Raw genomic sequence first — 23,335 nt, 5'->3', positions numbered from 1 at the left:
TTATCACGTTTGCTCTCTAGATAGTCAGAAAGCGCTACCATGTTTCTGTTGCATTCATCGTATCAACAAGACACCTAGTTGTCAATATAATTTTATTTATGGAGTTTACTTTCAAAATGAGAGATGGACACCTCCTCGGTTTGTGCAAATGCATGAACACCGGGTAAAGTTATTGGCTAGGCTCTCTCAAAAACAAAATAAAAAAAGAGGCCCTCATGAGCCCCTTTCATCAATTAAAGACGTGAATCATCGGTTCTTCCCCTGGTTCACTAACCACGACGGCCTCATGACCAGAAACGGAAGTGATGTTAACATCCATGTAGATGTGATCATAGTGGTCCTGAACAAGACCGGCGATGTATTGCGTTAGAGCCACAACCTCTGCTTTCCCCTGAAAACGAATCGTCACATCCACCGTTATTTCCTGGAGCTGATCGTTTTCATAGGAAGCACGACCAACGACGCCATCGTAATCCGGGAAAAAGTTCTGGATGTCGGATTGGAACCGTTCAAACTGCTCAACGTCCGGACGCCTATTTTCATTGGCTTCTGACGATGGGAAAACATACGATTCTTGATTTAATTCTTGCCATGAAAGTTCATCCCCTGGCTCAGCCACACCTACCATCGAGAAAGATCCTGCACCAACCGCATTGCCCGATTCCTCTGTGAATAAGGCGACCATAATCGGAACCTCCGCAGCAGCCGCTTCTTCCTCATCCTCATCAGAAGTTCGAAGCCGTTCAACAACTTGTTCTGCCGCTTCCGTTCCCACTTGTTCGCGCAACTCTTCACTAACCGTGGCATTGCCAAAATCAATTCTTCCTTCATCATCTGTCACCCGAAAATCATACTCGCTGTTGAGCGAGAGACCCACAACGATGCCTCCGAGATGATAGCTTCCATTCTCCCCCTCAACCAAGTAGTTATGCTCCAACAGATGGGAAAGAACCAGAGGGCTATTCTCTTCCTGCTCCATCTCTGAATCCCCGTCCCCTAAAGGGGGGTTCAGACCGAGGGGATTGCCTTCCTCTCCCTCTGAGTACCGGCCTAACCAGCTATTTAACTCATCTCTTGAAATCAACTGCCCTTCCCGAAACACGTAGTCCTCTGTGCTAAACTCGTCTTTTGCAAGGTCAGTTAACCCAAGCTCTAACCGGTCCAAATCGAGACGACTCCCCATTCTGTTTACGCCGACTCCACGAGTCGCCCCCGTTACATACGAGCCGTCCTCCCCGAGAATGCTTTGGTAGTAGTTTTCCGAGCTGGGAACTTGAGGAACGACAGCCATTTCCTCTTCATTCTCATTTCCGTCTTCCGTGCCTTCCTCGTCTTCGCTTCCAAATAAGCATCCACTAAGCATCAGCACACTCGCCATTGCTAGAATCCCTAACCGTTTCACGCGAAAGCTTCCCCTCTTTCTAAAAAGCTGATCTATGCCTTTTCTAGTTCCTCGATAAACTTGGCCTCATTCCACAATTCGATGCCAAGCGTTTCTGCCTTTTTTTGCTTCGATCCAGCGTCCTCCCCAGCTACAACCAGATCCGTCTTCTTGCTTACACTTCCGGTTACCGTGCCGCCAAGTGCTTCAATTCTTTCCTGTGCTTCGTTACGTGTTAGTTCTGAAAGTTTACCTGTTAAGACAACGGTTTTGCCCGTGAAAAAGGAATCGACCTGCTCGGACTCCCGCGGCTGTTTGCCTTTAAACTCCATGGATACGCCTGCGCTGCGTAATTCGGCGAGTAGTGTGCGTACCTCAGGTTTCGCATAATAGGCGACAATCGAAGCCGCCATTTTCTCACCAATCTCATTAACGGCCAGTAGATCCTCTTCGGAAGCTTCTTGCAGTGCTTCCATTGTCTCAAACTGTTCGGCGAGTGTCCGTGCGGCTTTGGCACCAACAAAGCGAATGCCGAGGCCAAATAGCAGACGTTCCAGAGAGTTTTCTTTCGATACAGCAATCGCCGTTAGCAGATTGTCCACCGACTTCTCCCCCATACGCTCCAGCTCAAGAAGGTCCTCGCGCTTGAGGGAGTACAAATCAGCAACATCCGCAATCAATTCATGAGCAAACAGCTGACTGATGACTTTCTCTCCGAGACCATCGATATTCATCGCATTCCGGGAAACAAAATGAATCAACCCTTCACGAATTTGAGCAGGGCATTTCGGGTTCAGGCAGCGCAGCGCCACTTCTCCTTCGAGTCGCTCTAGCTGACTGTCACACTCCGGGCAGTGAGTCGGCATCGCAAAATCGACTTCATCGCCCGTGCGTTTTTCCGTGAGCACGCTAACCACCTCGGGAATGATGTCCCCCGCTTTTTTGACGACCACTGTATCGCCAAGTTTCACATCCTTTTCTCGGATCAGGTCTTCATTGTGAAGCGACGCCCGCCTCACCGTCGTTCCAGCCACAAGAACCGGATCAAGAAGAGCGGTTGGCGTGACTACCCCTGTGCGACCGACGTTCAGCTCAATCTCCCGTAAGACGGTAACCACTTCTTCCGCGGGAAATTTATAGGCAGTGGCCCAGCGTGGGAACTTCGCGGTAAAACCGAGACGCTCATGCATTGCAAGGGAGTCGACCTTTATGACCACGCCGTCAATTTCATATGGCAACTCATGACGCTTCTCCACCCAGCGCTCGGTATAGGCAATCACGTCATCCATAGACTCGCAGCGCGTGGCTTCTTTGTTTACCTTAAATCCTAGCTCATCTAAATACATGAGCCCTTTGTAATGAGTGTCCATGTTTTTTCCCGTTAGCTCCCCAATTGAATAGACGAAGAGAGAGAGATTGCGCTTAGCAGCGATTTTCGGGTCAAGCTGACGCAGAGAACCAGCAGCCGCATTGCGTGGATTGGCAAATTTCTCTTCGCCCGCTTCCTCCTTTGCCGCATTTAGCGTCTCAAACGAGTGCTTCGGCATATACGCTTCTCCGCGCACCTCAAGCATAACGTTCTCCTTCAACCGAAGCGGAATCGCCGGGATCGTTTTTAAATTATGGGTAATGTCTTCCCCCGTCGTTCCGTCGCCGCGCGTCGCTCCCCGTACGAACCTTCCCTCTTCATAGGTGAGCGAGACAGCGAGACCGTCAAACTTCAGTTCACAGACATACGCAACCTCATCACCGACGTTTTGACGAACGCGTCGGTCAAAGTCACGCAGGTCCTGCGCGGAAAAAGCGTTGCCTAAGCTCATCATCGGTACACGATGGGCAACCTTTTTAAAAGCAGAAAGAGGCTCCCCGCCGATGCGTACCGTTGGGGAATCCTCCGTTATTAGTTCTGGAAACTGCCCCTCCAGCTCAAGCAAACGATTGAGGAGCTTGTCATATTCGGAATCTGGAACGATCGGGGCATCGAGCACATAGTAATGGTACCCGTAGTCCTCTAGCTCCTTCCGTAGTGCGTCCATCTCCTGCTCGGCCTGGTGCTTTTCCATACACGACTTCCTTTCCTACGCCTTTGTAATCGGGGCAAATTTGGCGAACAACCGCTTGATGCCTGTCGGCTGAGCAAAAGCAATATCCAGCTCAAGCGCATCCCCTTCTCCTTTTAAGCTCACAACGGTCCCACTGCCCCATTTTTTGTGGGTCGCTTTATCTCCGACCTGCCATTCAAAGGCGTCCCCGCCGGTTGTGACCATCTGAGAACGCCCCGAGCTCTGGGCGCTAGCACGAGTACGGACACTTCCAGCCGCGGCACTAGCAGCGGTTTTTCGGCTGGCGCCCACCATACGCCCTGACGGTTGATTTTCACTCTCTACAAACTCTGCCGGAATTTCCGCAATGAAGCGCGAGCTTGGATTCGTGTTGGTACGGCCGTAAAGCGTACGCAGTTTCGCATTGGTAACATAGAGCTGTTTTTCCGCGCGCGTAATCCCTACATAGGCTAGGCGTCGCTCCTCCTCCATCTCTTCTTCCTCAAACAAGGAACGGTTATGAGGGAAAATGCCTTCCTCTAACCCGATGAGAAAGACGAGTGGGAATTCTAGACCCTTGGCCGAGTGAAGCGTCATAAGCGTGATCGCGTCCCGCTTTGTCGTTTCTTCCTCATCATCCAGTTTGTCAATGTCAGCGACGAGGGCAAGGTCGGTGAGAAACGCAACGAGTGTCTTGTCCTCGCTTCCTTTCTCAAATTCCTGCGTCACCGTAATGAACTCATCCATATTTTCTAAGCGGCTCTGCGCTTCCAGCGTCTGCTCCTTTTTTAGCATCTCCCGGTAACCGGTTTTCTCTAACAACTCTTCGACAAGCTCCGTAACAGAGAGATACTCCTGCATCTGTGTCCAGTTTTTGACTTGCTCCCGAAACTCCACAAGCTTTGTGTAGGCGCGAGCGGTGACGCCAATTTCCTCAAGCTCACCAAGGGCCGCGTACATCGAAAGCCCGCTGGCGGCCGCATACGCAGCAATCTTGTCGACGGTTGTGGCCCCTATCCCCCGCTTCGGTACATTGACAATCCGCTGCAGGGAAATGTCATCGTCTGGGTTTGAGATGAGGCGCAAGTATGCGAGTATGTCTTTAATTTCTTTTCGATCGTAGAACTTTGTTCCGCCGACAATGTTATAGTCAAGATTAGACTTCACAAAATATTCCTCAATAATACGTGACTGCGCATTCGTCCGGTACAAAATCGCCACATTCGAGTAGGAAAACCCCGGTTCTCTGGCCGCTTCTCGTATTTTTTCAACGACAAATTGCGCCTCGGCCTGCTCTGTCGCCGCTTCATAAAGGCCAATCTTTCTTCCCTCGGTATTCTCGGTCCATAATCTCTTTGGCTTCCGATTGGCGTTGTTTTCAATGACGCTGTTCGCCGCGCTCAAAATCGTCTTCGTTGAGCGATAGTTTTGCTCAAGCAGAATCACCTTGGCATTGGGATAGTCGTTTTCAAACGAGAGGATGTTGCCGATGTCCGCCCCGCGCCAGCGATAGATCGACTGATCAGAATCCCCGACAACACAGACGTTTTTCGACCGGTCGCCAAGCATACGCACAAGCTGGTACTGCGCCCGGTTGGTATCCTGATACTCATCGACATGGATGTATTGAAACTTCCGCTGGTAAAACTCTAGCACTTCTGGCACATCTGAGAACAGCTGAATCGTCCGCATAATCAAATCATCAAAATCAAGCGCATTGTTTTGTTTAAGCCGCTTTTCATAATCGGTATACACATCCGCAGCGACTTCATCGTAGACACCCGCTGCCACTTTGGCAAACTGCTTCGCTGTTTTCAGTTCATTCTTGGCGCTTGAAATGGTCCCGAGTATGCTTTTGGGATCAAATTTCTTCGGATCGATGTTTTGACTTTTTAACACTTGCTTAATGACCGACAGTTGATCCGAGGAATCCAGGATCGAAAAGTTGCGGCTAAAGCCGATTTTATCAATGTCTCGTCGAAGCATGCGCACGCACATGGAGTGAAACGTCGAAATCCAAATGTCCTCCGCAATCGGTCCAACAAGGGAAGCGACACGGTCCTTCATTTCTCTTGCCGCCTTGTTCGTAAACGTAAGTGCGAGAACGCTCCATGGGGGCGTCCCATTGTGACGAAGCAAATAGCTCATGCGATGGGTGAGCACCCGCGTCTTCCCACTTCCCGCTCCAGCCATCAACAGCACAGGGCCTTCGGTATGCGTGACCGCCTCTCGCTGCTCCTTATTGAGTCCCTGAAGCATCTTTTCAATAATCGTATCTTGCATAAGCTCACCGCCTTAAAAAATCCGTTATTCGTTATCCTTTCACCGCTTTGACCGTCTTGATGGCTTCTTTTTCATTCTCATAAATCGCATTTCCGACGACAATTGTATCTGCATACGCCGCCATTTCTCTGGCCTCTTCTGCCGTTCTGATGCCGCCCCCGTACACGAGGCGAGTGTTGTTCAAGACGCTCTTCACTTGACGCAGAAGCTCTGGATCTCCGTATGCCCCGCTGTATTCCAAATAGAAGAACGGAAATGTGTACATTTGTTCAGCGAGTGTGGCATACGCCATCACATCCTCCGTGGATAAGGCAGTGTCAGCCTCCGTCTTCTTCGCAACCTTCGCTTCTGGGTTGAGGACACAGTAGCCTTCAATAAGAAGCTCGTCCCAATTAATCAGCACACGATGTTCTTTAACGGCCGCATGGTGCTGTCCGATGATCCATTCGACGTTACGGCTATTTAGCACCGACGGAATTAAGTAATAATCAAAGCCCGGGGTGATCGACTCTATGTTGGAAACCTCAAGCGCGCACATTACAGGGTAGCGTCGCACACGCACAAGTAGCGCAAGCGTGTCATCAAGCGTCACCTCGTCCGTCCCGCCAACGATAATCGCATCCGTCCCTGATTCACAAATCGCCTCAAGCGTTTCGTCCGTCAGCTCCTTGTTCGGGTCCAATTTGAACACATGGCGCCATTCATTGTAATTTTTCATTCGTAAAAAGGCTACGACTGAGTAGCCCCTGCCTCCTTTATGTCCCGTACGTTCGTTCTGCGTGTCATTATATCAAAGATCCCCCGCTTTGTCCCCTGAACAAATGACGAAAAAAGAGGAGGCAATGGCAAAATCTGTGGTTGCCTTGTGGAAGGAATCTTGCCGTAGGGGTGAGAGAGATTAAGGAAAAGCCCTAGTCGCTTTCAGTTTCACTCCTTAAACCTAGAAATTAACCGAAAAGCGCAGGCGGGTCACCTAGAAGCGCGAATTTTGGAAGGCCTGGACGAGAAATCCCGGGTTTGGCTTTCGAGCCAGGACTGAAAAATCTCGACGCTTCTACCCGCCGGAGCTAGACAAACCGAAAGGCGCGGGCGGGTCGCACAGAAGCGCGAAGCTATACATAAAAAGACCTTTGCCTGGGATGGGCAAAGGTTAGAGGGGGTCTATATTAACCAAGACGTAACGTACGAATGTCAACGTCTAAATAAATGATAACGAATATCATTATCACTGTCAATAGCTTTCTGAACGGTTTTCAAGAAAAAAAACCAGCGCTTTTGTGGCTGGCTGGCATTCATATCTCAAAAACCTATTTACAAGAAATAGCGAAAACCAAGGAAACTGATGTAAATAACGAACGTCCACATTGGAAGACTTAGCAGGAATGCCCACAAAAAACCAACAACGACGTTTTCTGGTGCTTCCATCCTTTCCTTTGGTTGCATGACTAGGTTCGCCCCCTATCCATTCGGAATGCTCCTTACATCCCCTATTCTATGCTCCAATCATTCAGAGTAGATGTAACTCCTTGAAAGAATAGAGAATCAATTAAACGAAAGAGCCTTGTAACTGGATTCGGCATCGTCCTTTGCAATCCTTCATGGACAGAGAAGTTTTACAACATTCGGCAAAAGTAGTGGGAAAGCAGCAGAAACCGAAAAGCGCAGCTGAGTTGCCAGTGAGCCCGGATTTTGGAAGGCCTGCACGAGAAATCCTGGCCTTGGATTTCCGGGCAGGACTGGGAATACCGAGCTCCCCCCGCCGGAGCTAGCCAAAAGAAAGGTGCTTTCCTTTAAGGTCAGCACCCACGTTCAACAAACGTTTCTTTTTAGATCTTACCCTCGTAGTCTTCCAGCGAATAAGAGTCGGTCAGCCCCGCATAGTTGCCAGCTAAGCGTGCAAGCGGCTTCCAGCCATCAATATTGATTTTGTAGTTCCCTAGATACGCTGACTGTTCAACACGTACTCGCTGCACTTGACCTAAGACAAGATGATCCTCACCAATTGGAATAACCTGATCAAGCCTAATTTCAAATGCAATCGGCGCCTCTCGAACAGCGGGCACATGGATCGTCTGCGAAGCTTGCGGCGTGACTCCCGCTAGCGTAAATTCGTTCATGTCTGGCTTCACGCTTGCCGAGGAGTGATGCATGTTTTGCCCGAGCTGCTCCGGGACAATATTAATGACATACTCCCTCGTTTCACGAATATTTGTCAGTGTGTCTTTGATGGTTCCTTCTCGCTCATTCACCCCAGGCCCTATCGAAATTAGAAGGGTTGGCGGTTTGCGAGAAGCAACGGTAAAAAAGCTAAAGGGAGCCAAGTTCAATTCATCCTTCTTGTTCTTTGAAGAGACCCACGCAATCGGACGGGGAACGATCGACCCTGTCATCAGTTTGTAGATATTTTTATCGGTTAACTCTTTTGGGTCAAATGTGTACGCTTCATTTGTTGGCATAACTGATACCTCCTCTGTCAGCCTAACGATTTTGTTTTTTCCATGCTTCGAACCTGATCTAATTGAAGGGAGGTAAGTTGCTTGGCTTCTTCTTGCGTTTCAACCGGTGCAGGCATCAACAAAGACCCCGTGACGCAAATAAAGAAATTGGCCGCAAGTCCCAGTACCCCGCCATGAATCCCCCAGATGGTACTATTTCCAGTCAATGTCATTGTACCAGCGATGATCGCCCCAACTAGCATCCCCCAAAAAACCGGCCCAGCCGCAAGCTTCTTCCAGTACAACCCAAGAGCAAACGCAGGGAAGACTTGTACGAGTAGCTCAAATTTCAGCACAAAAATTTGATAAAGCGTGCCCGGCGGATTCCACGCAATCCACAAAAGCAGCCCAATCACGGCGATACCAGCGAATTTCCCGACCTTTACTTTTTTCTTTTCTGTGGCCTTTGGATTTACAAACTTTCCGTAGATGTCGTTGGAAACCATGGATGAGAAACTAAGCAGAGCGGAGTCAGCGGTCGATACAATCGCCGCGACAATCCCGCCAAAGAACAGAACCATCACCCAATAATAGAAGCTATTGATCGCAGCCACTTCATTGGCAATCATGCCTATGAGCTGTTCGGATTCAGCTACATCAAGAGTTGGATAAAGCTGAATTCCGATAATACCGACAATGAAGACCAATCCAGTCGTAATAGGCGGCATCCAGGCCATGCGCGATAAGGAGCGCTTTAGCGTCCGCTCGCTTTTGGAGGAGTAAATGCGCTGAACCGCATGGGGATAAATGGCCGCCCCGAACCCAACGAGTAAGATCATGCTAATCCAATTAACTGAGGTGACCGTGTCTGGGACCCCTATTTTCTCCGGGGCTGTAGAAGCAATATCCGCCGATAATCCCGTAAAGCCGGACCCTGTGAGCGTGAAAGCCCCTACTAGCAGAATGACAATTCCTACCATTAACACAATTCCCTGCATCACATCCGTGAAGGCAACCGCTTTCATTCCTCCCATCCATTCATACGCCAGCATCACGAAGACAAAGGCGATGACGGCAAACTCATAGGGGATCGTTCCTCCAGTTAAACCGGACACCGCTTGGCCGATGGCAACAAGCTGTTCAAGCAAGTAATTCCCTAACCCCCAGAGCATAAGAAAAATTGCGAGGACCGTTACGGCGCTGGACTTAAACCGATACGTCACCCAGTCGGTCGGTGTGATGAAATTGGCACGCTTAGAAATGGCGTAAAGGCGAGGAGCGATCAACAAGTAAACCCCAACAATGATCGTCATGAACGGGATGGATTGCAGCCAGGCAAAGCCTTCCCTGTAAGCAGTTGGCGCATACCCCACTACTGTATTCCCACTGTATTGGGTCGCATAAAGGGTAAAGAATAGCGCAATGATCCCTAAGTTTTTGCCCGCTAAATAATAATCGCTAAGGGATTCATTCAGCTTTTTTCCCCGGCCCGCCCACCAGCCGATAAACAGCATAATGAACGCATACACACTCAATATGATAATCCCATCCGTACCGGAAAATGTTAGGTTCACTCTTTCTCCCTCCTTTCCCTATCTTCCTCTTCTTCAATATCCTCAACAATGTTCCAGTGGTGAAGGCAAAGCCAGCTTAAAAATCCACACAGAGCAAGAGAAAGAACAACGGTAATCAGTGCCCAGTAAGGGACGCCGAAAATGTAAGGTTCAATACTTCCTACGGGTAAGTACCAGGGCGCATTCAACAACACAAGCAGTCCCATAACGACCCAAATCCACGGTTTTTTTACGGGCTCTTTTATTTTTCGCTCCACTTCATCTTACCTCCCCTTCAATGAATCGGTTGTCAACGAGCCACTAAATGATGCTTTCCTTTCTAAGCCTTTCCATCTCGTCTTTGTCGATGTTTAGGATGTTCCTATAGATGAATTCATTATCCGCTCCCACACTGGTAGCTCCTGGCTTTCTAATTTTTCCTGGTGTCCGGCTAAGCTTCGGTACGACGCCAGGCATGGGAAACGTCCCCAGTTCCGAATGGTCCACATCCACAATCATCTCTCGCGCTTGATAGTGAGGATCGTCGACAATGTCCTCCGCTGAAAAAATCAACCCCGAGGGCACGCCTTTTTCCTCTAGAACCTCCAGTGCCTCCCTTGCGTTTAACGATTTTGTCCATGCTTCAATACGCGCGTCTAACGCTTTCATATTCTTTCCGCGAGCCTCGTGCGTGCGATAGTCTGGATGCGAAGAAAGGTCGTCCGCCTCCATGGCTTCACAAAGCCTGCGAAACACTCCATCCGCATTGGCGCCAATGACAATGTAGGTCTCATCCTTTGTGAAATAAATGTTGGACGGAGCGATACCTGGCAAGATGTTGCCCATCCTTTCACGAACGACACTTGCCAGCAGATAATCAGGAATCATGCTTTCCATCACGGAGAACACAGACTCGTAAATCGCCGTATCAACGACCTGGCCTTGACCAGAATGCTCACGTTCGTGAAGGGCCGTCAAACATCCGATGGTGGCAAACAGCGCCGCAAGCGTGTCCCCAATGGAAATCCCAATCCGAGACGGCGGCCGATCAGGATAGCCCGTAACATGACGTATTCCGCCCATCGCTTCGCCTACACTGCCGAAACCTGCACGATGTTTATATGGACCCGTCTGCCCAAACCCCGAAGTGCGCATCATAATCAAGCGCGGGTTGATTTCGGCTAGAGCCTCATAGGAAAGCCCCCACTTCTCCATCGTTCCTGGTCGGAAATTTTCAATAATGACATCTGCCTCTCTTGCCAGGTCTCTGAATAACTCCTGTCCTTTCGCTTCACGTAAATTGAGGGTGATCGACTGTTTGTTCCTTGACTGGATGGGCCACCACAACCCTACCCCATCCTTGCTTTGCCCCCACCCTCTCATGGGGTCTTCTTTGTCAGGGGCTTCAATCTTAATGACTTCAGCTCCAAAATCGGCAAGCAACCTCCCAGCAAAAGGCCCCGCAATAAGTGTCCCTAATTCAAGCACGCGCACCCCTTCCAACGGGAGCCGCGCGTCAATCTTCCCTTCACGATCTTGTTTGACCACGATGAATCACATCCTTCTTTAAATGTCAGCGCTTTCTTTTCATCTAATCTACCACTTTGTATACAAAAAGTCTAATGTAATTTTTAAAAAGTTTAATATATATCCCATAAACCCTTAAATAACAGATTTTATTCATCAATTAAATCTTCTTCCTCCAACACATTTGTATACATTTCTAATTGCCAACACTGCCAACATTCGATAAGATAGGTCTGAGGTGTTGACATGAGCGTATATGAACAAATCAAAGAAGCCATCGTGACGGGAGTGTATGCCCAAGGCAAGCGGTTAACAGAAGAAGGACTTACGAAGGATTGGGATGTGAGCCGCACTCCGATTAGAAGCGCATTGAAGCAACTCGAATTTGACGGCCTAATCACACCGTTAAAGAGGGGGTTTACCGTTCGAACGTTTTCAAAAGACGACTTGCGTCAAATTTATGACCTTAGAGCGATGCTCGAAAGCTATGCCGCCGGGCAGGCTTCCGCCCACCATACGGCCTCAGACATTGAACAAATGATGCAAGCCAACGCCAACTACGAGGAAGCAATACGGACAACCCAACAGCCCCATTCCAAACGCATTCATCGCATTATAGAGGTGAATAAACGTTTCCACGACGCTGTTTTTCAAGCCAGTCAAAACAAGCATGTTCAGGAGTTGATCTCGAAAGTTGTCGTCCTCCCGTTTATTTACCGGTCTTTCTATTGGTTCGGTGAAGAGGGGTTGTGGCAATCGCTTGGCGCTCACCAGACCATCGTGCAAGCTATTTCAAAGCGAGACAGCGAACGAGCGAGAGCAGCAATGAATGAACATATTTTCAGAGGAAGGGATTACGTGCTTCATTACTATGAAGGAGGAAAAACCGATGATACAGATTTGTGAGGTAGGACCTAGAGATGGGCTGCAAAATGAAAAGACGTTTTTATCCGTCGACCAGAAAATCGAGATGATGGAACGAGCTGCGGCAAGCGGCATCCCAAAACTGGAAGCGGTGTCATTTGTGAACCGCAAGCTTGTCCCGACAATGGCTGATGCCGAGGACGTGATGAGCACATGGCAGCCACGTGCGGGCGTCAGCATTGCAGGGCTGGCACTTAGCCAATCGGGGATTGCCAGGGCACTGAAAACGAAAATCGATGTGCTTCATGTCACCATGGCCGCAAGCGATGCCTTTAACCAAAAAAACGCGCGTCGAACCGTTGACGAAGGATTGCAGGACCTCCTGCCCTCCGTCCGGGAGGCCGCCTCTGAGCGTCCGACTGTCGCCGTGCTTGCGACTTCTTTCGGCTGCCCCTTTAGCGGCGATGTGCCCACTGACCGCGTGTTTCGCGTGTGCGAGCAGTTTCTCCTATCAGGGGTAAAGGAAATCGTTCTCGCCGATACAACAGGAATGGCTAATCCCATGCAAGTGAAAACAGTGGTCCAACGTTTCTACCAACAGTTTGGAACCGAAACTTCCCTCGGCCTCCATTTTCATAACACTCGCGGCCTTGGCCTCGCAAATGTGGTTGCTGGCTATGAAGCAGGTGTTTCCCACTTTGATTCCTCCATTGGCGGACTGGGCGGCTGTCCGTTTGCCCCAAAGGCGACAGGAAATATTTGCACAGAAGACTTGGTTCATCTATTCCACGAGATGGATATACAGACAGGAGTAGATCTTGACGCGGTCATTGCCCTCGCTAAAGACGTGGAATCTTGGATGGGCAAGGCGCTTGATGGGTTAGTGATGAAGGCGGGCAAACGGTCCGAGTTGACGAAAGCTTAAACTCAGAGCTTGTGGAAGGGGCACCGGGAATGACAGTGCCCCTTTCTCCCTTGAACGGAAAGGACCAGACCTCTACCAGCACTCTTAGAATCCCCGTGCTTATTTCTCAAACTCCACCTTGAAGATCGCTCGTTAGTAAGCATCCTCTCTTTCATACATCTTCTTCCCCTTTTTTTTTGCGCTTCTGATCCCGAAGCAAGTCCATATTAGAGACTTTTCTCTCTTGGTACACATGCAAACAGTATTAAGTATACACCCCGCGAAAGCGTTAAAGAGCCAGCCACCCGCGCAAAATTTTTCAAAAAAATCTGTTGCATAACAACATCAACTGTTATATATTAATACATGTAACCAAATCTGTAATATAACAGAAAGGGAGATGAGAGAAATGAACGAAAGCTTTCAGCAACAAGTCGACGAATTGAACAGACAGTGGGAAAAAGAGCAGCGCTGGCAAGGGATTGAACGTCCGTATTCCGCGGAAGATGTTGTGAGGCTGCGCGGCTCACTGTCCGTAGAGCATACGCTCGCCAAAACGGGCGCAAAGAAACTATGGGACTACTTGCATACAGAAGACTACATCCACTCGCTTGGGGCGCTTACCGGAAACCAGGCGGTGCAGCAAGTCAAAGCAGGTCTGAAAGCGATTTACTTGAGCGGTTGGCAAGTCGCAGCTGACGCAAACTTGGCTGGGGAAATGTACCCCGATCAAAGCCTTTATCCTGCGAATTCAGTGCCCCAAGTCGTGAAGCGTATCAACAACGCCCTCTCTCGCGCCGACCAAATTCAGCATATGGAAGGCAGCGATGACGTGGACTACTTCGCCCCGATCATTGCCGATGCTGAAGCCGGGTTTGGTGGGCAGCTGAATGTGTTTGAGCTGATGAAGGCGATGATTGAGGCAGGCGCTTCCGGCGTTCACCTTGAAGATCAGCTCGCTTCAGAAAAGAAATGCGGCCATCTAGGCGGGAAGGTGCTCATTCCGACACAAACCGCGGTGCGCAATCTTGTCGCGGCGCGTTTTGCCGCCGATGTATCCGGGACACCAACCGTGGTGTTAGCGCGAACAGATGCCGACGCCGCGGACTTGATTACGAGCGACATTGACCCCGTGGATGCGAAATTTATCACCGGAGAGCGGACGGCTGAAGGCTTTTACCGTACGAATGCAGGCATTCAGCAGGCGATTGCTCGCGGACTTTCTTATGCCCCTTTTGCCGACCTGATCTGGTGCGAGACATCGAAGCCAAGTCTTGAAGAGGCCAGACAGTTTGCGGAGGCAATTCATGAAAAGTATCCGACTAAACTTCTCGCGTACAACTGCTCCCCATCCTTCAACTGGGAAGCCAATCTCGATAAAGAGGCGATTGAGACCTTTCAAAAAGAAATTGCAAAAATGGGGTACAAATTCCAATTTGTGACGCTCGCTGGCTTCCATGCGCTTAATTACAGTATGTTTGAACTGGCTAGCGGCTACAGAGAGCGGGGCATGGGCGCTTACTCGGAGCTACAGCAAAACGAATTTGCCGCTGAAGCAAAGGGCTACACCGCCACCCGCCACCAACGCGAGGTTGGCACAGGCTACTTTGACGAGGTGGCTCAGGCCATTGCAGGGGGAACCTCCTCAACGACGGCCCTTGCTGGATCGACCGAGGCGGCACAGTTTTAAATGAGAAGAGCGAGCGCCCGTGGGGAGACGCTCGCTTTTTCAATTTCTCTGCATTTTTTCTTGTTCATTCACATTCGGGCCCTTCTTCTCGCTCACATTCGAGCCTTCTCTCTCACATCTGCGCCCTTCTCTCTCACATCCGCGACTTTCTCTCTCACATCCGATCTCTTCTCTCTCACATCCGCGCTCTTCTCTCTCACATCCGAGCCCTTCTCACCCACATTCGAGCCCTCCTCACTCACACTCACCACTCCCTCTACCTACATATCCGCTCAAAAAATGAGTTCGAGGAATTCCCTCGAACTCATCTAACCCGTCTTAATTATGGTCCACATGCCGCAAGCAGCGGTCACATTGGGTGAAAACTGTCTCTTCTGCGTCCGTCATCACTTCACCACAATCTTGGCATGTTCTCAAATCCGTCATACTAGAAAACTCGATGTGTGTACGTACTTTCGGTTCTTGCATAGGAACCCCTCCTCGGTTTCGTTTTGATGTGAGCTTGTTACTTGTATTGTATTATAACAGAAGAAAAAAGTAAACACTGTTATATAAAATACGGCTGTTTTTTTTCAGAAAAAAACACCGCCCATTGAGCGATGCTTCTCCTTCATTCGTAAAAGGTCATTTGATATTCCGCCTGAAACACCTCAGACGCTTCCAGTTTGTTCATACCGGTTTTCTCGCTTAATTCCCCCGTTGCTTTTTCCATATCAGCAAGCCCGTACCATGGCTCGATGCAAACAAAAGGGGCGATGCGCTCCTCTTTCTCATCGTATTTCGACCAAATCCCCAAGAATGGGAAGCCTGGGAGCACGACGTCAATGGCAAATTTGTTTTTTGTTGACGCGAGCCGCACACTGTCTATATGGCTAAAGATCAGAGCGTCATTTTTAAAAGCAGAGTGGCTTAGTGGAATCGCTCGATCCATACTGGTGAGCAGTTCTTTTTCACGGACCAGTCCTTCTGAAAGCTCGTATTCCATCACCGTTTTCCCTTCCGCTGGCCTCAGCGTTACCTCGTAGTCGTTGATCGTTTCCCCTTCGAACTGTGGAACGCGAAATGCCGGGTGAGCGCCAATGGAAAAATACATCGCTTCGTTAGTTTCGTTCGTAACCTCCCAGTGAACGGAGAGCGTTTCCCGCTGAAGGGAATACGTAATCACAGCCTTAAACTCATACGGATATTGCTCTTGAAAGCGCCCTTCTGATTGAAAAATAAATTCCGCTTGCTCTGTATTTATCTTCCCGATCGTGAACGTTTGGTCACGCAAAAATCCATGTTGCGAAAGCTCATACTGCACTCCATCCACTTGATAGCGATCCTTCTTCAAACGCCCGACAATCGGGAAAAGCACGGGGGATATACGTCCCCAGTAAGTAGGGTCACCCTCCCACATATAACTTCGCTCGTTTTTCTTATGAACAACCTCGCGCACCTCTGCCCCACGGCTGGCGATACTCACTTTCAACCACTCATTCTCGATGACGATCATTAATTTCCCTTCCTCTCTCCCTCTTTACTTTCGTAGTATGAAGGATTGAACAAAAATTGCAAGAACGCTTACGTTGTTTGCAGAATCCATCTAGCAGGATTATTGCTTGCTCATCCCGAATACCCTAAGTTGTAACCGTTTTCTTATATAGACAAGGGGGAATTTTATGAACATGCCTTTACCTGAAAGACGGCTACCGCCAAAAAAGAGACTAAACTGGAAACGAATTGTACTCATTACGATTACAATTTTTGTCTTTGTGCTTATTGGTGTGGCTTTCTGGGCCTATTTACAGCTGAAAAAACCGATCCCAGAGACGAGCGGCGAGCACACATTAGCGGGACTCCATGCACCGGTGAACGTCTATCGTGACGAGCAGGGCGTGCCCCATATTGAAGCAGACAACGATGAGGATTTATATTACAGTCAGGGCTACATCACTGCACAGGATCGCATGTTTCAAATGGACTTAAGCCGGCGTCAGGCATCCGGGATGCTCAGTGAGGTTATTGGTGAATCGGCGCTTGATACCGATAAGTATTTTCGTACCTTCGGGCTCAGACGGGCAGCAGAAGCGTCTTTATCTGCGTACAACAGTGAAACACTTGACTACTTAGAGGCATACGCGGAGGGGGTGAATGCCTACATCGAAAACGCCGTACACGAAGGGACGCTGCCAATAGAATTTCGCCTCCTAGGCTATGAGCCCGAACCATGGACAGCGCTTGATTCGCTTACCATTGGCAAGTATATGGCCTATGACCTTGGCGGCAACTGGCAAGGGCAGGCGTTTCGCTATTGGCTGGCCCAAAATGTGAGTGAAGAGGAAGCACTGGATCTTTTGCCAAGCTATCCAGAGGATGGGCCTGTGATTTTAGAAGCGGTCAAGGATTCGGACGTGGATGTAGAAAAAGCGTTTGCCAACGTCTCCTCGTATTTGCCTCACCCTTTTAATGGAAGCAATAACTGGGTGCTTTCCGGGGAAAAAACCGCGTCCGGACAGCCGCTTCTTGCCGATGATCCACATCTAGGAATGGGAACACCGAGCATCTGGTATGAAAGCCACCTCTCCTCCCCTACCGTCGATGTGACCGGCGTGATTTTCGCTGGCGTTCCTGGCATTATCCTTGGTCACAATCAAGACATTGCCTGGGGCGTGACGAATGTCGGGCCGGATGTACAGCAGCTTTATTTAGAAGAGCGCAACCCTGACAACCCTGAACAGTTTCGCTATGAGGGAGAATGGTACGATGCCGAGGTCGTCACCGAAGAGATTGCGATCTCTGGAGAAGAAGAGCCTGTGTTGCATGAGGTGGTGCTGACAAGGAACGGACCGCTCCTCTCTGAATATGCTCATGTTGATGAGGAAGCCGATTACGCGCTCTCGATGCGCTGGACCGCTCACGAAGCTTCAACGGAACTTCAAGCCGTGTTGGATTACAACAGGGCCGATGATTGGGACGCGTTTAGCGAAGCCTTAACCGACTTCCAGACCCCCGCGCAAAATTTTGTTTTTGCGAGTACAGACGGGACGATTGCCTACCGGGCCAACGGAAAAATTCCGATACGCTCAAGTGAGGAAGACGCCCTTTTGCCTGTACCAGGCTGGGACGCGGATTATGAATGGGAAGGCTACATTCCCTGGGAGGAGTTGCCGAAGATTGTGAACCCCGAATCAGGAATGATCTCCACCGCAAACAATCAAATTGGCGGAGAGGATTACCCATATCATCTCTCGCACACATGGGCTCAACCTTATCGTCATCAACGCATCCTTGATGTACTTGGAGAAAGCGATGCGCACACGGCCGAAGACATGCAGACGCTACAGATGGACACCGTGAACCTGCAGGCTGAAGAAATGCTTCCGATTTTAACAGAGGCACTAAATAAGGAGAGCTTGCGAGCCATCGACAGAGAGGCGCTCGAAATGCTTGCCTCATGGAACCAGCTCGATAACCGCGAGGAAGCCGGACCGCTGCTGTTTCATTTTTGGATGGAGGAGCTGTCCGCCCTCCTGTTTAAAGAGCGGATTCCAGAAGAAATGCTTGAACTATTTGAAGGCCGGGCTGGAATCGTTGATGAGCTGATCCGTGCGGCCCATGCTGGAGATGCTGGACCGTGGATCGAGGCAGGGGGCGGTCTTGGTGAAGTCGCCACGGCCAGCCTTCAACAAGCCGTCGATCGTGCCGAAGCGCTTCAAGGAAGTACGCCAGAGGAGTGGCAATGGGGAGAGTTCCACCAGGTGACGTTTAGCCACCCGCTTGCGGCCGTCACTCCGCTTAACTATCTCTTCAATGCAAGCCCTACTCCCGTGGATGGCAGCCGCATCACGGTTATGGCGGCCGGCTACAACAGTGAAACCGGGGCGACGACCCACGGAGCCGGCTGGCGAGGCGTGATGGATTTGCAGGACTTGAGCGAGAGCTACCATATTGTCGGCCCGGGCCAATCAGGACACGTGACCAGTGATACGTACCACAGTCAGCTTGAAGACTGGGTGGAAGGTCGATTTCACGCGACTTCGACCGATTTAGAGGTATATCGGGCAGAAGGTGAGCACTTGCAGCTTGTTCCTGAATAGAAATCGCTTTTGCGTGCTAGCGTTCTAGCAAGTTTTTTCTAGCTTCGGCGTCCACTCGCTTAAGGTTTCTTTAGACTGCCAGATCAAGTTAAAAGGAGGGTCTTACATGGAAATAAAGTTCTATACTGAAACCGATTATCAATCTTATGATTGGGGCAGTTAATGGAAAAAGGTTATTGATAAAAAGGATAAAATTACTATTGACCCTGTACCATAGTACAGGGTACATACTAATAGCCAAGGAGGGGATGAAATGGAAGGATTAACAATAAGCCAAGTAGCAAAAGAAGCAAACGTCAATATTGAAACCATTCGATATTATGAAAGGCGTGAGTTAATTTCTGATCCTCCTCGAACGGAATCAGGTTACAGGAAATTCCCTCAAGAAGTCGTAGAAGATGTTAAATTCATCAAACTTACGCAGGATTTAGGGTTTACTCTCGAAGAAATTAAAAACCTCTTATCTGCTTCAAAGGATGAAAATTTTCGTTCTGTGGAAATCCAAGATTTTGCAACAAGTAAAATAAAAGAGATTGAAACGAAAATTCATGATCTACACCAAATGAAAACATTGCTTGAAGACTTGACGGAAAAGTGTCCTGGTTCCAGTGTTTCAAAAGGAGAATGTCCCATTATCAAAAATTTTAAAGGAGTGAGTTAGAAATGGCTAAGCGTTTAGTAGAAGTATTTACGTCAGGTTGCCCCATCTGTGAAGGCACTGTAAAACGAGTCAAGGAACTTACGCAACAAAGTTCTGAGCATCAAGTTGTTGTGTATGATTTGAACGAAAAGTGTGACACCAATGAATGTGGAGATAAAGCTAAAGAGTATGGGGTTCAATCGATTCCGGCGGTTGCTATTGACGGGAAATTAGTGGATTGCTGCCTTAACAACGGAGTGGACTTCAATACTTTAGAAGCAGAGATACAAGGTAAATAATTCACCGGAACAGTGTGATTTAAGGCTTTTAATTTACAGAACGGTGCTTCACAGGCGCTGGTCCGTGGGAAAGCCCATACGAATGTGGAGTTGAGGCTAAGGTGGCCATGAGCCATGTCCACGGATGGGCGTTTCTATGGCCCGGTCTTATCCGAGCATGCCTTCGAAACACCAGTGAAACGGTGATTGCCCTTCAATTACTGGTCATGAATCTCTCGAAGTCTCTTCGGGGTATTTTTTTAACGTGGCTAGGCAAAGGCGTTCACTTTAAAAAAACAGCCCCAAGATGGCTTGAGTGAATGGAAGGGTAGTAGGCAACCCCTATTTCAGTATACGATTAAACAATATTTAACTAACGAGGCGCTAAACTTAAATAAGAGTTAGCGTCCGTTTTCTTTTTTAGGACCATATAGCTGAAGAAGCATTTGTGTAGGTTAGTTCGTTTTTTAGTGGTAAGATTATCGTAAAGGGTGAATTCCCATGTATATACTATCCTCAAATGGAGGAATTCTATACCGTCATGATGGGCTTGGAGAAAGACCTTGGAGAGACGATGGAGTTTACAAATGTATCTTTTCTCTAAAAGGACCAAGTAGATATTCTACCCAGCAGGGTGATTTTCAAATTGGTCGAGACGAATTATTACTCTTAAATCCTCACGATTCACACCGCCAATTGTCGGTTACAGAAGAGAAGTTTCTTATTGAGATTAATTCTGATTTATTCCACAGTACGGACTTAACGTTTGCCAGCGTTACTTATAAATATCCATCCCTCAATCAATGGTCTAACTTTGTACGAGGATATTTACGAAGTCAACCGAATCAAGATGACTTATTGAATTTTATTGAGCATAGCATCTTTCAATTTGTTCATTTACTAAAGCAATACACGATTCATAGTTATCAGTCATCTTGGAGTTCGGTTCATGATCATGCTTTGGTGGAACGTGTTATCGACGCTCTAAAACAAAGTTATCGGAACCAATGGAACCTAGGTGAGATGGCATCTGTCGCAAATACAAGCAAGTATCAATTTAGTCGAATTTTTAAAGAGCAAACAGGAACCTCTCCTTATTCTTGGTTACAGATCTACCGAGTGATGAAAAGTCAAGAAGATTTAAAGAGAAACGTGAAAACAATTACTTCCATTAGTCATGAGTATGGGTTTAAAAATGTTTCGAGTTACACCTTTTATTTTAAAACATTATATGGCATCACTCCTTCTAACTTTCGGTCGCTTTATAGTAATGATCACTATTAAACAGAAGCTGCTTAGTAGCATGAGTACAGCACTAATAAGCATCAGTGAAGCAATTTCTACATATGAAGCGAGATAACCGATCAGTAGCAATGACAAGGTGTTTGAAGCATATAAAAGTACAGCGTTCGCACTAAATCCCCTACCATGCATGGACTCTGGAACATAATGTTGTAGAATATAGACACGAGCCAAGCCAGCGAAAGGCACGGATAAGCCAACAATAGTTATACTAAATATGAACCCTGGGACGTTATAAAATAAACCAAAGCCAAGCATTCCTATACCCCATAGTAAAGATGCGTACGCGTAGGTTTTGATGGAGAAATGCTTAAAAACAATAGGGATCACTATATTAGCAATAACAACAACTGCACCAAAAATTCCTTGTAGAAAGGTGTAGTATTCTTCACCATTTTGGGTGAGCTCATGGAGAGCTAATAAAAGACCAACTTGCCATGTCCACGTATAGAAGAATACCACCATAAAAGTTGAAGGAAAAAGTAATCGCATCATCGAATCGTTTTTAGCCCATGTAAAAAATTGGGCAAGTGACTCACACCCTTTTCGTAAAGACTTTCTATCAGATGTTTTGAACTCAGAAACGTTGATCTTTTTTAACTTTAGAAATGTAAGGATAAAGCAAGCCATGCTCACAGCAAACAATACATACAACTCCATAAATAAAATAAAAGCTCCCGCAATCATTGGGTTTAATACCGTTGATCCTCGACTCACAAGGTCAAATAGGCTATTAACTGTAGAACGTTCTTCTTGAAGCGTAATTAACGGCAATAAAGCTCTCAATGGAGGATTGTAGAAACTTCCAATGGTATGTAGTGCAAATGTAAGTGTGAGTAGCAACCAAAAAGTGCACCAAAAACACCAATGATAAAAAGCGTCATTAACAATAAGATATAAACCAGTGACAACCGTTGCAGTAAAAACTGTTTTGGGTACCAATCTGCAACAATTCCCCCAGGTAGCCCGACTATCAAGTAGGGAGCTGTTGTGGCAGCTGCACTGAGTGTAGTATGCCATTCAGAGCTTGTAAGCTCATATGCGATAAATAAACAAGCAAAGGCACTTATACTGTTACCCAAACTTGAAAAAGTTGTGGCAAGCAAGTAATCTCTAATGTTGGCTCTCTTTAAAGCTCGGAGCATGCGTATCACCTCAGATTTATCATAGGAGATAAATCTAAAAGCTGTCTGCTCAAATATTGCTCGATAAAGCGCAATATTTTTTAACTAGACATCTATCTGCATATTTAACCAACAGTAAATCAGCTCCTAATTGCGAGTTTTTTCCGTAAACAGGCGTAAAAAAAACGTTTTTGGAATGAAAAAACCACTTCTATATTACACTTCAGGAGTGGTTTTGTTATTATGGGTAACTGTTACATGGCGATACAATTTTTACTGTCGAGATTCTCAGTCCTGCCTTGAAATTTTAAAGCCGAGATTGCTAACAGGCCTTCCAAGACCCTTGCTTCTGTTCAAACCGCCTCCACTTCCCCAGATTCCCAAGCCCTTCTATTAGACATCTGCTCGCTAGATTGTTAGACTCACACACAGTGAGCCAAGCCCATTGGTTGACGGGGCCTTCCTGCCTGTGTTTGAATGCAGGTTCGAGTCTATGGATTGAAGGAAAGGCTCACTACTACTTTAAAAGGAGCGTGCACATCGTATGAAAAAACTAGTAGCTACATCAGTTCTAGGAGTCTCAATGCTCGTTGCCACTCCAGCCCTAGGATATGAAGTCAAAAGCGGAGATACGTTTGGAGGAATTGCCAGCAAGAATGGCCTTTCTCAATCACAACTTGCGCAAATGAATCCACAGATTGATAATAAAGAGTTGATCTTTCCAGGTCAGCAACTTTCGATTGACGGTACTCAAACCGAATCAAACACCGCTCAAGTCGGCGGAACGCAAACAGAGGCTGTCGCAGCGTCAACTAGCGAGTTCGACCTTCTCGCCCGCACTATCCGTGCTGAAGCTGAGGGAGAGCCGTACGCTGGTCAAGTGGCGGTTGGACATGTTGTCCTCAACCGTGTGGATGCAGGCAGTCATCCGAACTCCATCGAAGGCGTGATCTATGAAGCAGGACAGTTCTCTCCGGTTATAGACGGCAGCATCCACGCACCTGCTGACGCACAGAGCACACGCGCGGCGGAAGAAGCGCTGGCGACACATGCTTCGTCAGGAAATGATGCGATGTTTTTTTATAACCCAGCCATTGCAACCAACAACTGGTTGGATAGCCGCTCAACGACAGAAACGATCGGGAACCACGTTTTTAAGCAATAGAGACAGGGGTGGTCCAGCTATCCAGACTTTCTGCGCGTGCCTAACTCGTACCGAAAAGCGCAGTTGAA

General features: G+C 48.1%; 21 protein-coding genes. 8 read left to right on the top strand and 13 right to left on the bottom strand.

Features of this window, described 5'->3' with window-relative positions; translation table 11 throughout:
- Positions 1–229: 229 nt before the first annotated feature.
- The 9 genes from AVZ68_RS10425 to AVZ68_RS10390 form a co-directional block, all read right to left on the bottom strand.
- Entirely contained in the window at positions 230–1,402 is a 1,173-nt protein-coding gene (locus AVZ68_RS10425) for a CamS family sex pheromone protein (protein ID WP_059104490.1), read from the bottom strand.
- Positions 1,403–1,434: 32 nt separating this feature from the next.
- Entirely contained in the window at positions 1,435–3,444 is a 2,010-nt protein-coding gene (ligA, locus tag AVZ68_RS10420; protein ID WP_059104489.1) for an NAD-dependent DNA ligase LigA, read from the bottom strand.
- A gap of 15 nt (positions 3,445–3,459) precedes the next feature.
- On the bottom strand, positions 3,460–5,706 hold the full coding sequence (gene pcrA / locus AVZ68_RS10415; protein ID WP_059104488.1) for a DNA helicase PcrA: 2,247 nt from the start codon (positions 5,704–5,706) through the stop codon (positions 3,460–3,462).
- A 31-nt stretch (positions 5,707–5,737) separates the two neighbouring features.
- Positions 5,738–6,424 carry a heptaprenylglyceryl phosphate synthase gene (gene pcrB, locus AVZ68_RS10410; RefSeq protein WP_059104487.1) on the bottom strand — a complete coding sequence of 229 codons (687 nt, stop codon included), beginning with the start codon at positions 6,422–6,424 and terminating at the stop codon, positions 5,738–5,740.
- A gap of 593 nt (positions 6,425–7,017) precedes the next feature.
- On the bottom strand, positions 7,018–7,149 hold the full coding sequence (locus AVZ68_RS20895) for a hypothetical protein (RefSeq protein WP_281176614.1): 132 nt from the start codon (positions 7,147–7,149) through the stop codon (positions 7,018–7,020).
- Between the two features lie 383 nt (positions 7,150–7,532).
- Positions 7,533–8,162, bottom strand: coding sequence for a flavin reductase family protein (locus AVZ68_RS10405; protein WP_059104486.1), 630 nt, complete (start codon positions 8,160–8,162; stop codon positions 7,533–7,535).
- Between the two features lie 17 nt (positions 8,163–8,179).
- On the bottom strand, positions 8,180–9,715 hold the full coding sequence (locus tag AVZ68_RS10400) for a sodium:solute symporter family protein (RefSeq protein WP_059104485.1): 1,536 nt from the start codon (positions 9,713–9,715) through the stop codon (positions 8,180–8,182).
- Positions 9,712–9,972 (bottom strand): hypothetical protein, encoded by a 261-nt coding sequence (locus AVZ68_RS10395; RefSeq protein WP_245628111.1) that lies wholly within the window; start codon positions 9,970–9,972, stop codon positions 9,712–9,714. The genes AVZ68_RS10400 and AVZ68_RS10395 overlap by 4 nt, the downstream gene beginning before the upstream one ends.
- A gap of 43 nt (positions 9,973–10,015) precedes the next feature.
- Positions 10,016–11,215 (bottom strand): CaiB/BaiF CoA transferase family protein, encoded by a 1,200-nt coding sequence (locus AVZ68_RS10390; protein ID WP_059104580.1) that lies wholly within the window; start codon positions 11,213–11,215, stop codon positions 10,016–10,018.
- A 252-nt stretch (positions 11,216–11,467) separates the two neighbouring features.
- Here AVZ68_RS10390 and AVZ68_RS10385 point away from each other — a divergent pair, with 252 nt between their 5' ends.
- From AVZ68_RS10385 to aceA, 3 genes are all read left to right on the top strand, one after another.
- The gene (locus tag AVZ68_RS10385) at positions 11,468–12,127 is read left to right on the top strand and encodes a GntR family transcriptional regulator (protein ID WP_059104484.1); all 660 of its coding nucleotides are present in this window, start codon (positions 11,468–11,470) and stop codon (positions 12,125–12,127) included.
- Positions 12,111–13,010 carry a hydroxymethylglutaryl-CoA lyase gene (locus AVZ68_RS10380; protein ID WP_059104483.1) on the top strand — a complete coding sequence of 300 codons (900 nt, stop codon included), beginning with the start codon at positions 12,111–12,113 and terminating at the stop codon, positions 13,008–13,010. The genes AVZ68_RS10385 and AVZ68_RS10380 overlap by 17 nt, the downstream gene beginning before the upstream one ends.
- A 388-nt stretch (positions 13,011–13,398) precedes the next feature.
- The gene (aceA, locus tag AVZ68_RS10375; RefSeq protein ID WP_059104482.1) at positions 13,399–14,679 is read left to right on the top strand and encodes an isocitrate lyase; all 1,281 of its coding nucleotides are present in this window, start codon (positions 13,399–13,401) and stop codon (positions 14,677–14,679) included.
- Between the two features lie 92 nt (positions 14,680–14,771).
- On the opposite strand, the gene AVZ68_RS20890 is transcribed toward aceA, so the two are convergent.
- The 3 genes from AVZ68_RS20890 to AVZ68_RS10370 all read right to left on the bottom strand — a co-directional run bounded on the left by AVZ68_RS20890 (position 14,772) and on the right by AVZ68_RS10370 (position 16,174).
- Complete coding sequence (locus AVZ68_RS20890; protein WP_281176613.1) at positions 14,772–14,900, bottom strand: hypothetical protein; 129 nt, start codon at positions 14,898–14,900, stop codon at positions 14,772–14,774.
- Between the two features lie 97 nt (positions 14,901–14,997).
- The gene (yhfH, locus tag AVZ68_RS21055) at positions 14,998–15,147 is read right to left on the bottom strand and encodes a protein YhfH (RefSeq protein ID WP_157404636.1); all 150 of its coding nucleotides are present in this window, start codon (positions 15,145–15,147) and stop codon (positions 14,998–15,000) included.
- Positions 15,148–15,289: 142 nt separating this feature from the next.
- Entirely contained in the window at positions 15,290–16,174 is an 885-nt protein-coding gene (locus AVZ68_RS10370) for an aldose 1-epimerase family protein (RefSeq protein ID WP_059104481.1), read from the bottom strand.
- Between the two features lie 166 nt (positions 16,175–16,340).
- Between AVZ68_RS10370 and AVZ68_RS10365 the strand changes: the two genes are divergently transcribed.
- The 4 genes from AVZ68_RS10365 to AVZ68_RS19820 all read left to right on the top strand — a co-directional run bounded on the left by AVZ68_RS10365 (position 16,341) and on the right by AVZ68_RS19820 (position 20,960).
- The gene (locus AVZ68_RS10365; RefSeq protein WP_059104480.1) at positions 16,341–18,758 is read left to right on the top strand and encodes a penicillin acylase family protein; all 2,418 of its coding nucleotides are present in this window, start codon (positions 16,341–16,343) and stop codon (positions 18,756–18,758) included.
- A 253-nt stretch (positions 18,759–19,011) separates the two neighbouring features.
- On the top strand, positions 19,012–19,419 hold the full coding sequence (locus tag AVZ68_RS10360) for a MerR family transcriptional regulator (protein ID WP_059104479.1): 408 nt from the start codon (positions 19,012–19,014) through the stop codon (positions 19,417–19,419).
- Positions 19,420–19,421: 2 nt separating this feature from the next.
- Entirely contained in the window at positions 19,422–19,697 is a 276-nt protein-coding gene (locus tag AVZ68_RS10355) for a thioredoxin family protein (RefSeq protein ID WP_059104478.1), read from the top strand.
- 480 nt (positions 19,698–20,177) lie between these two features.
- Complete coding sequence (locus AVZ68_RS19820) at positions 20,178–20,960, top strand: AraC family transcriptional regulator (RefSeq protein ID WP_082676489.1); 783 nt, start codon at positions 20,178–20,180, stop codon at positions 20,958–20,960.
- On the opposite strand, the gene AVZ68_RS10350 is transcribed toward AVZ68_RS19820, so the two are convergent.
- On the bottom strand, positions 20,904–21,920 hold the full coding sequence (locus AVZ68_RS10350; protein WP_059104477.1) for an MFS transporter: 1,017 nt from the start codon (positions 21,918–21,920) through the stop codon (positions 20,904–20,906). The genes AVZ68_RS19820 and AVZ68_RS10350 overlap by 57 nt on opposite strands.
- Before the next feature lie 726 nt (positions 21,921–22,646).
- On the opposite strand from AVZ68_RS10350, the gene AVZ68_RS10345 reads away from it, so the two are divergent.
- A complete protein-coding gene (locus AVZ68_RS10345) occupies positions 22,647–23,267 on the top strand; it encodes a cell wall hydrolase (protein ID WP_059104476.1) in 621 nt (206 codons plus the stop codon).
- Positions 23,268–23,335: the final 68 nt, after the last annotated feature.

Origin of the sequence: Shouchella shacheensis, from assembly GCF_001484965.1 — a bacterium.
Classification (GTDB): Bacteria; Bacillota; Bacilli; order Bacillales; family Bacillaceae_D; genus Shouchella; species Shouchella shacheensis.
The sequence above is the reverse complement of the archived record's forward strand: the minus strand, read 5'-3'. Positions and strand labels throughout refer to the sequence as shown.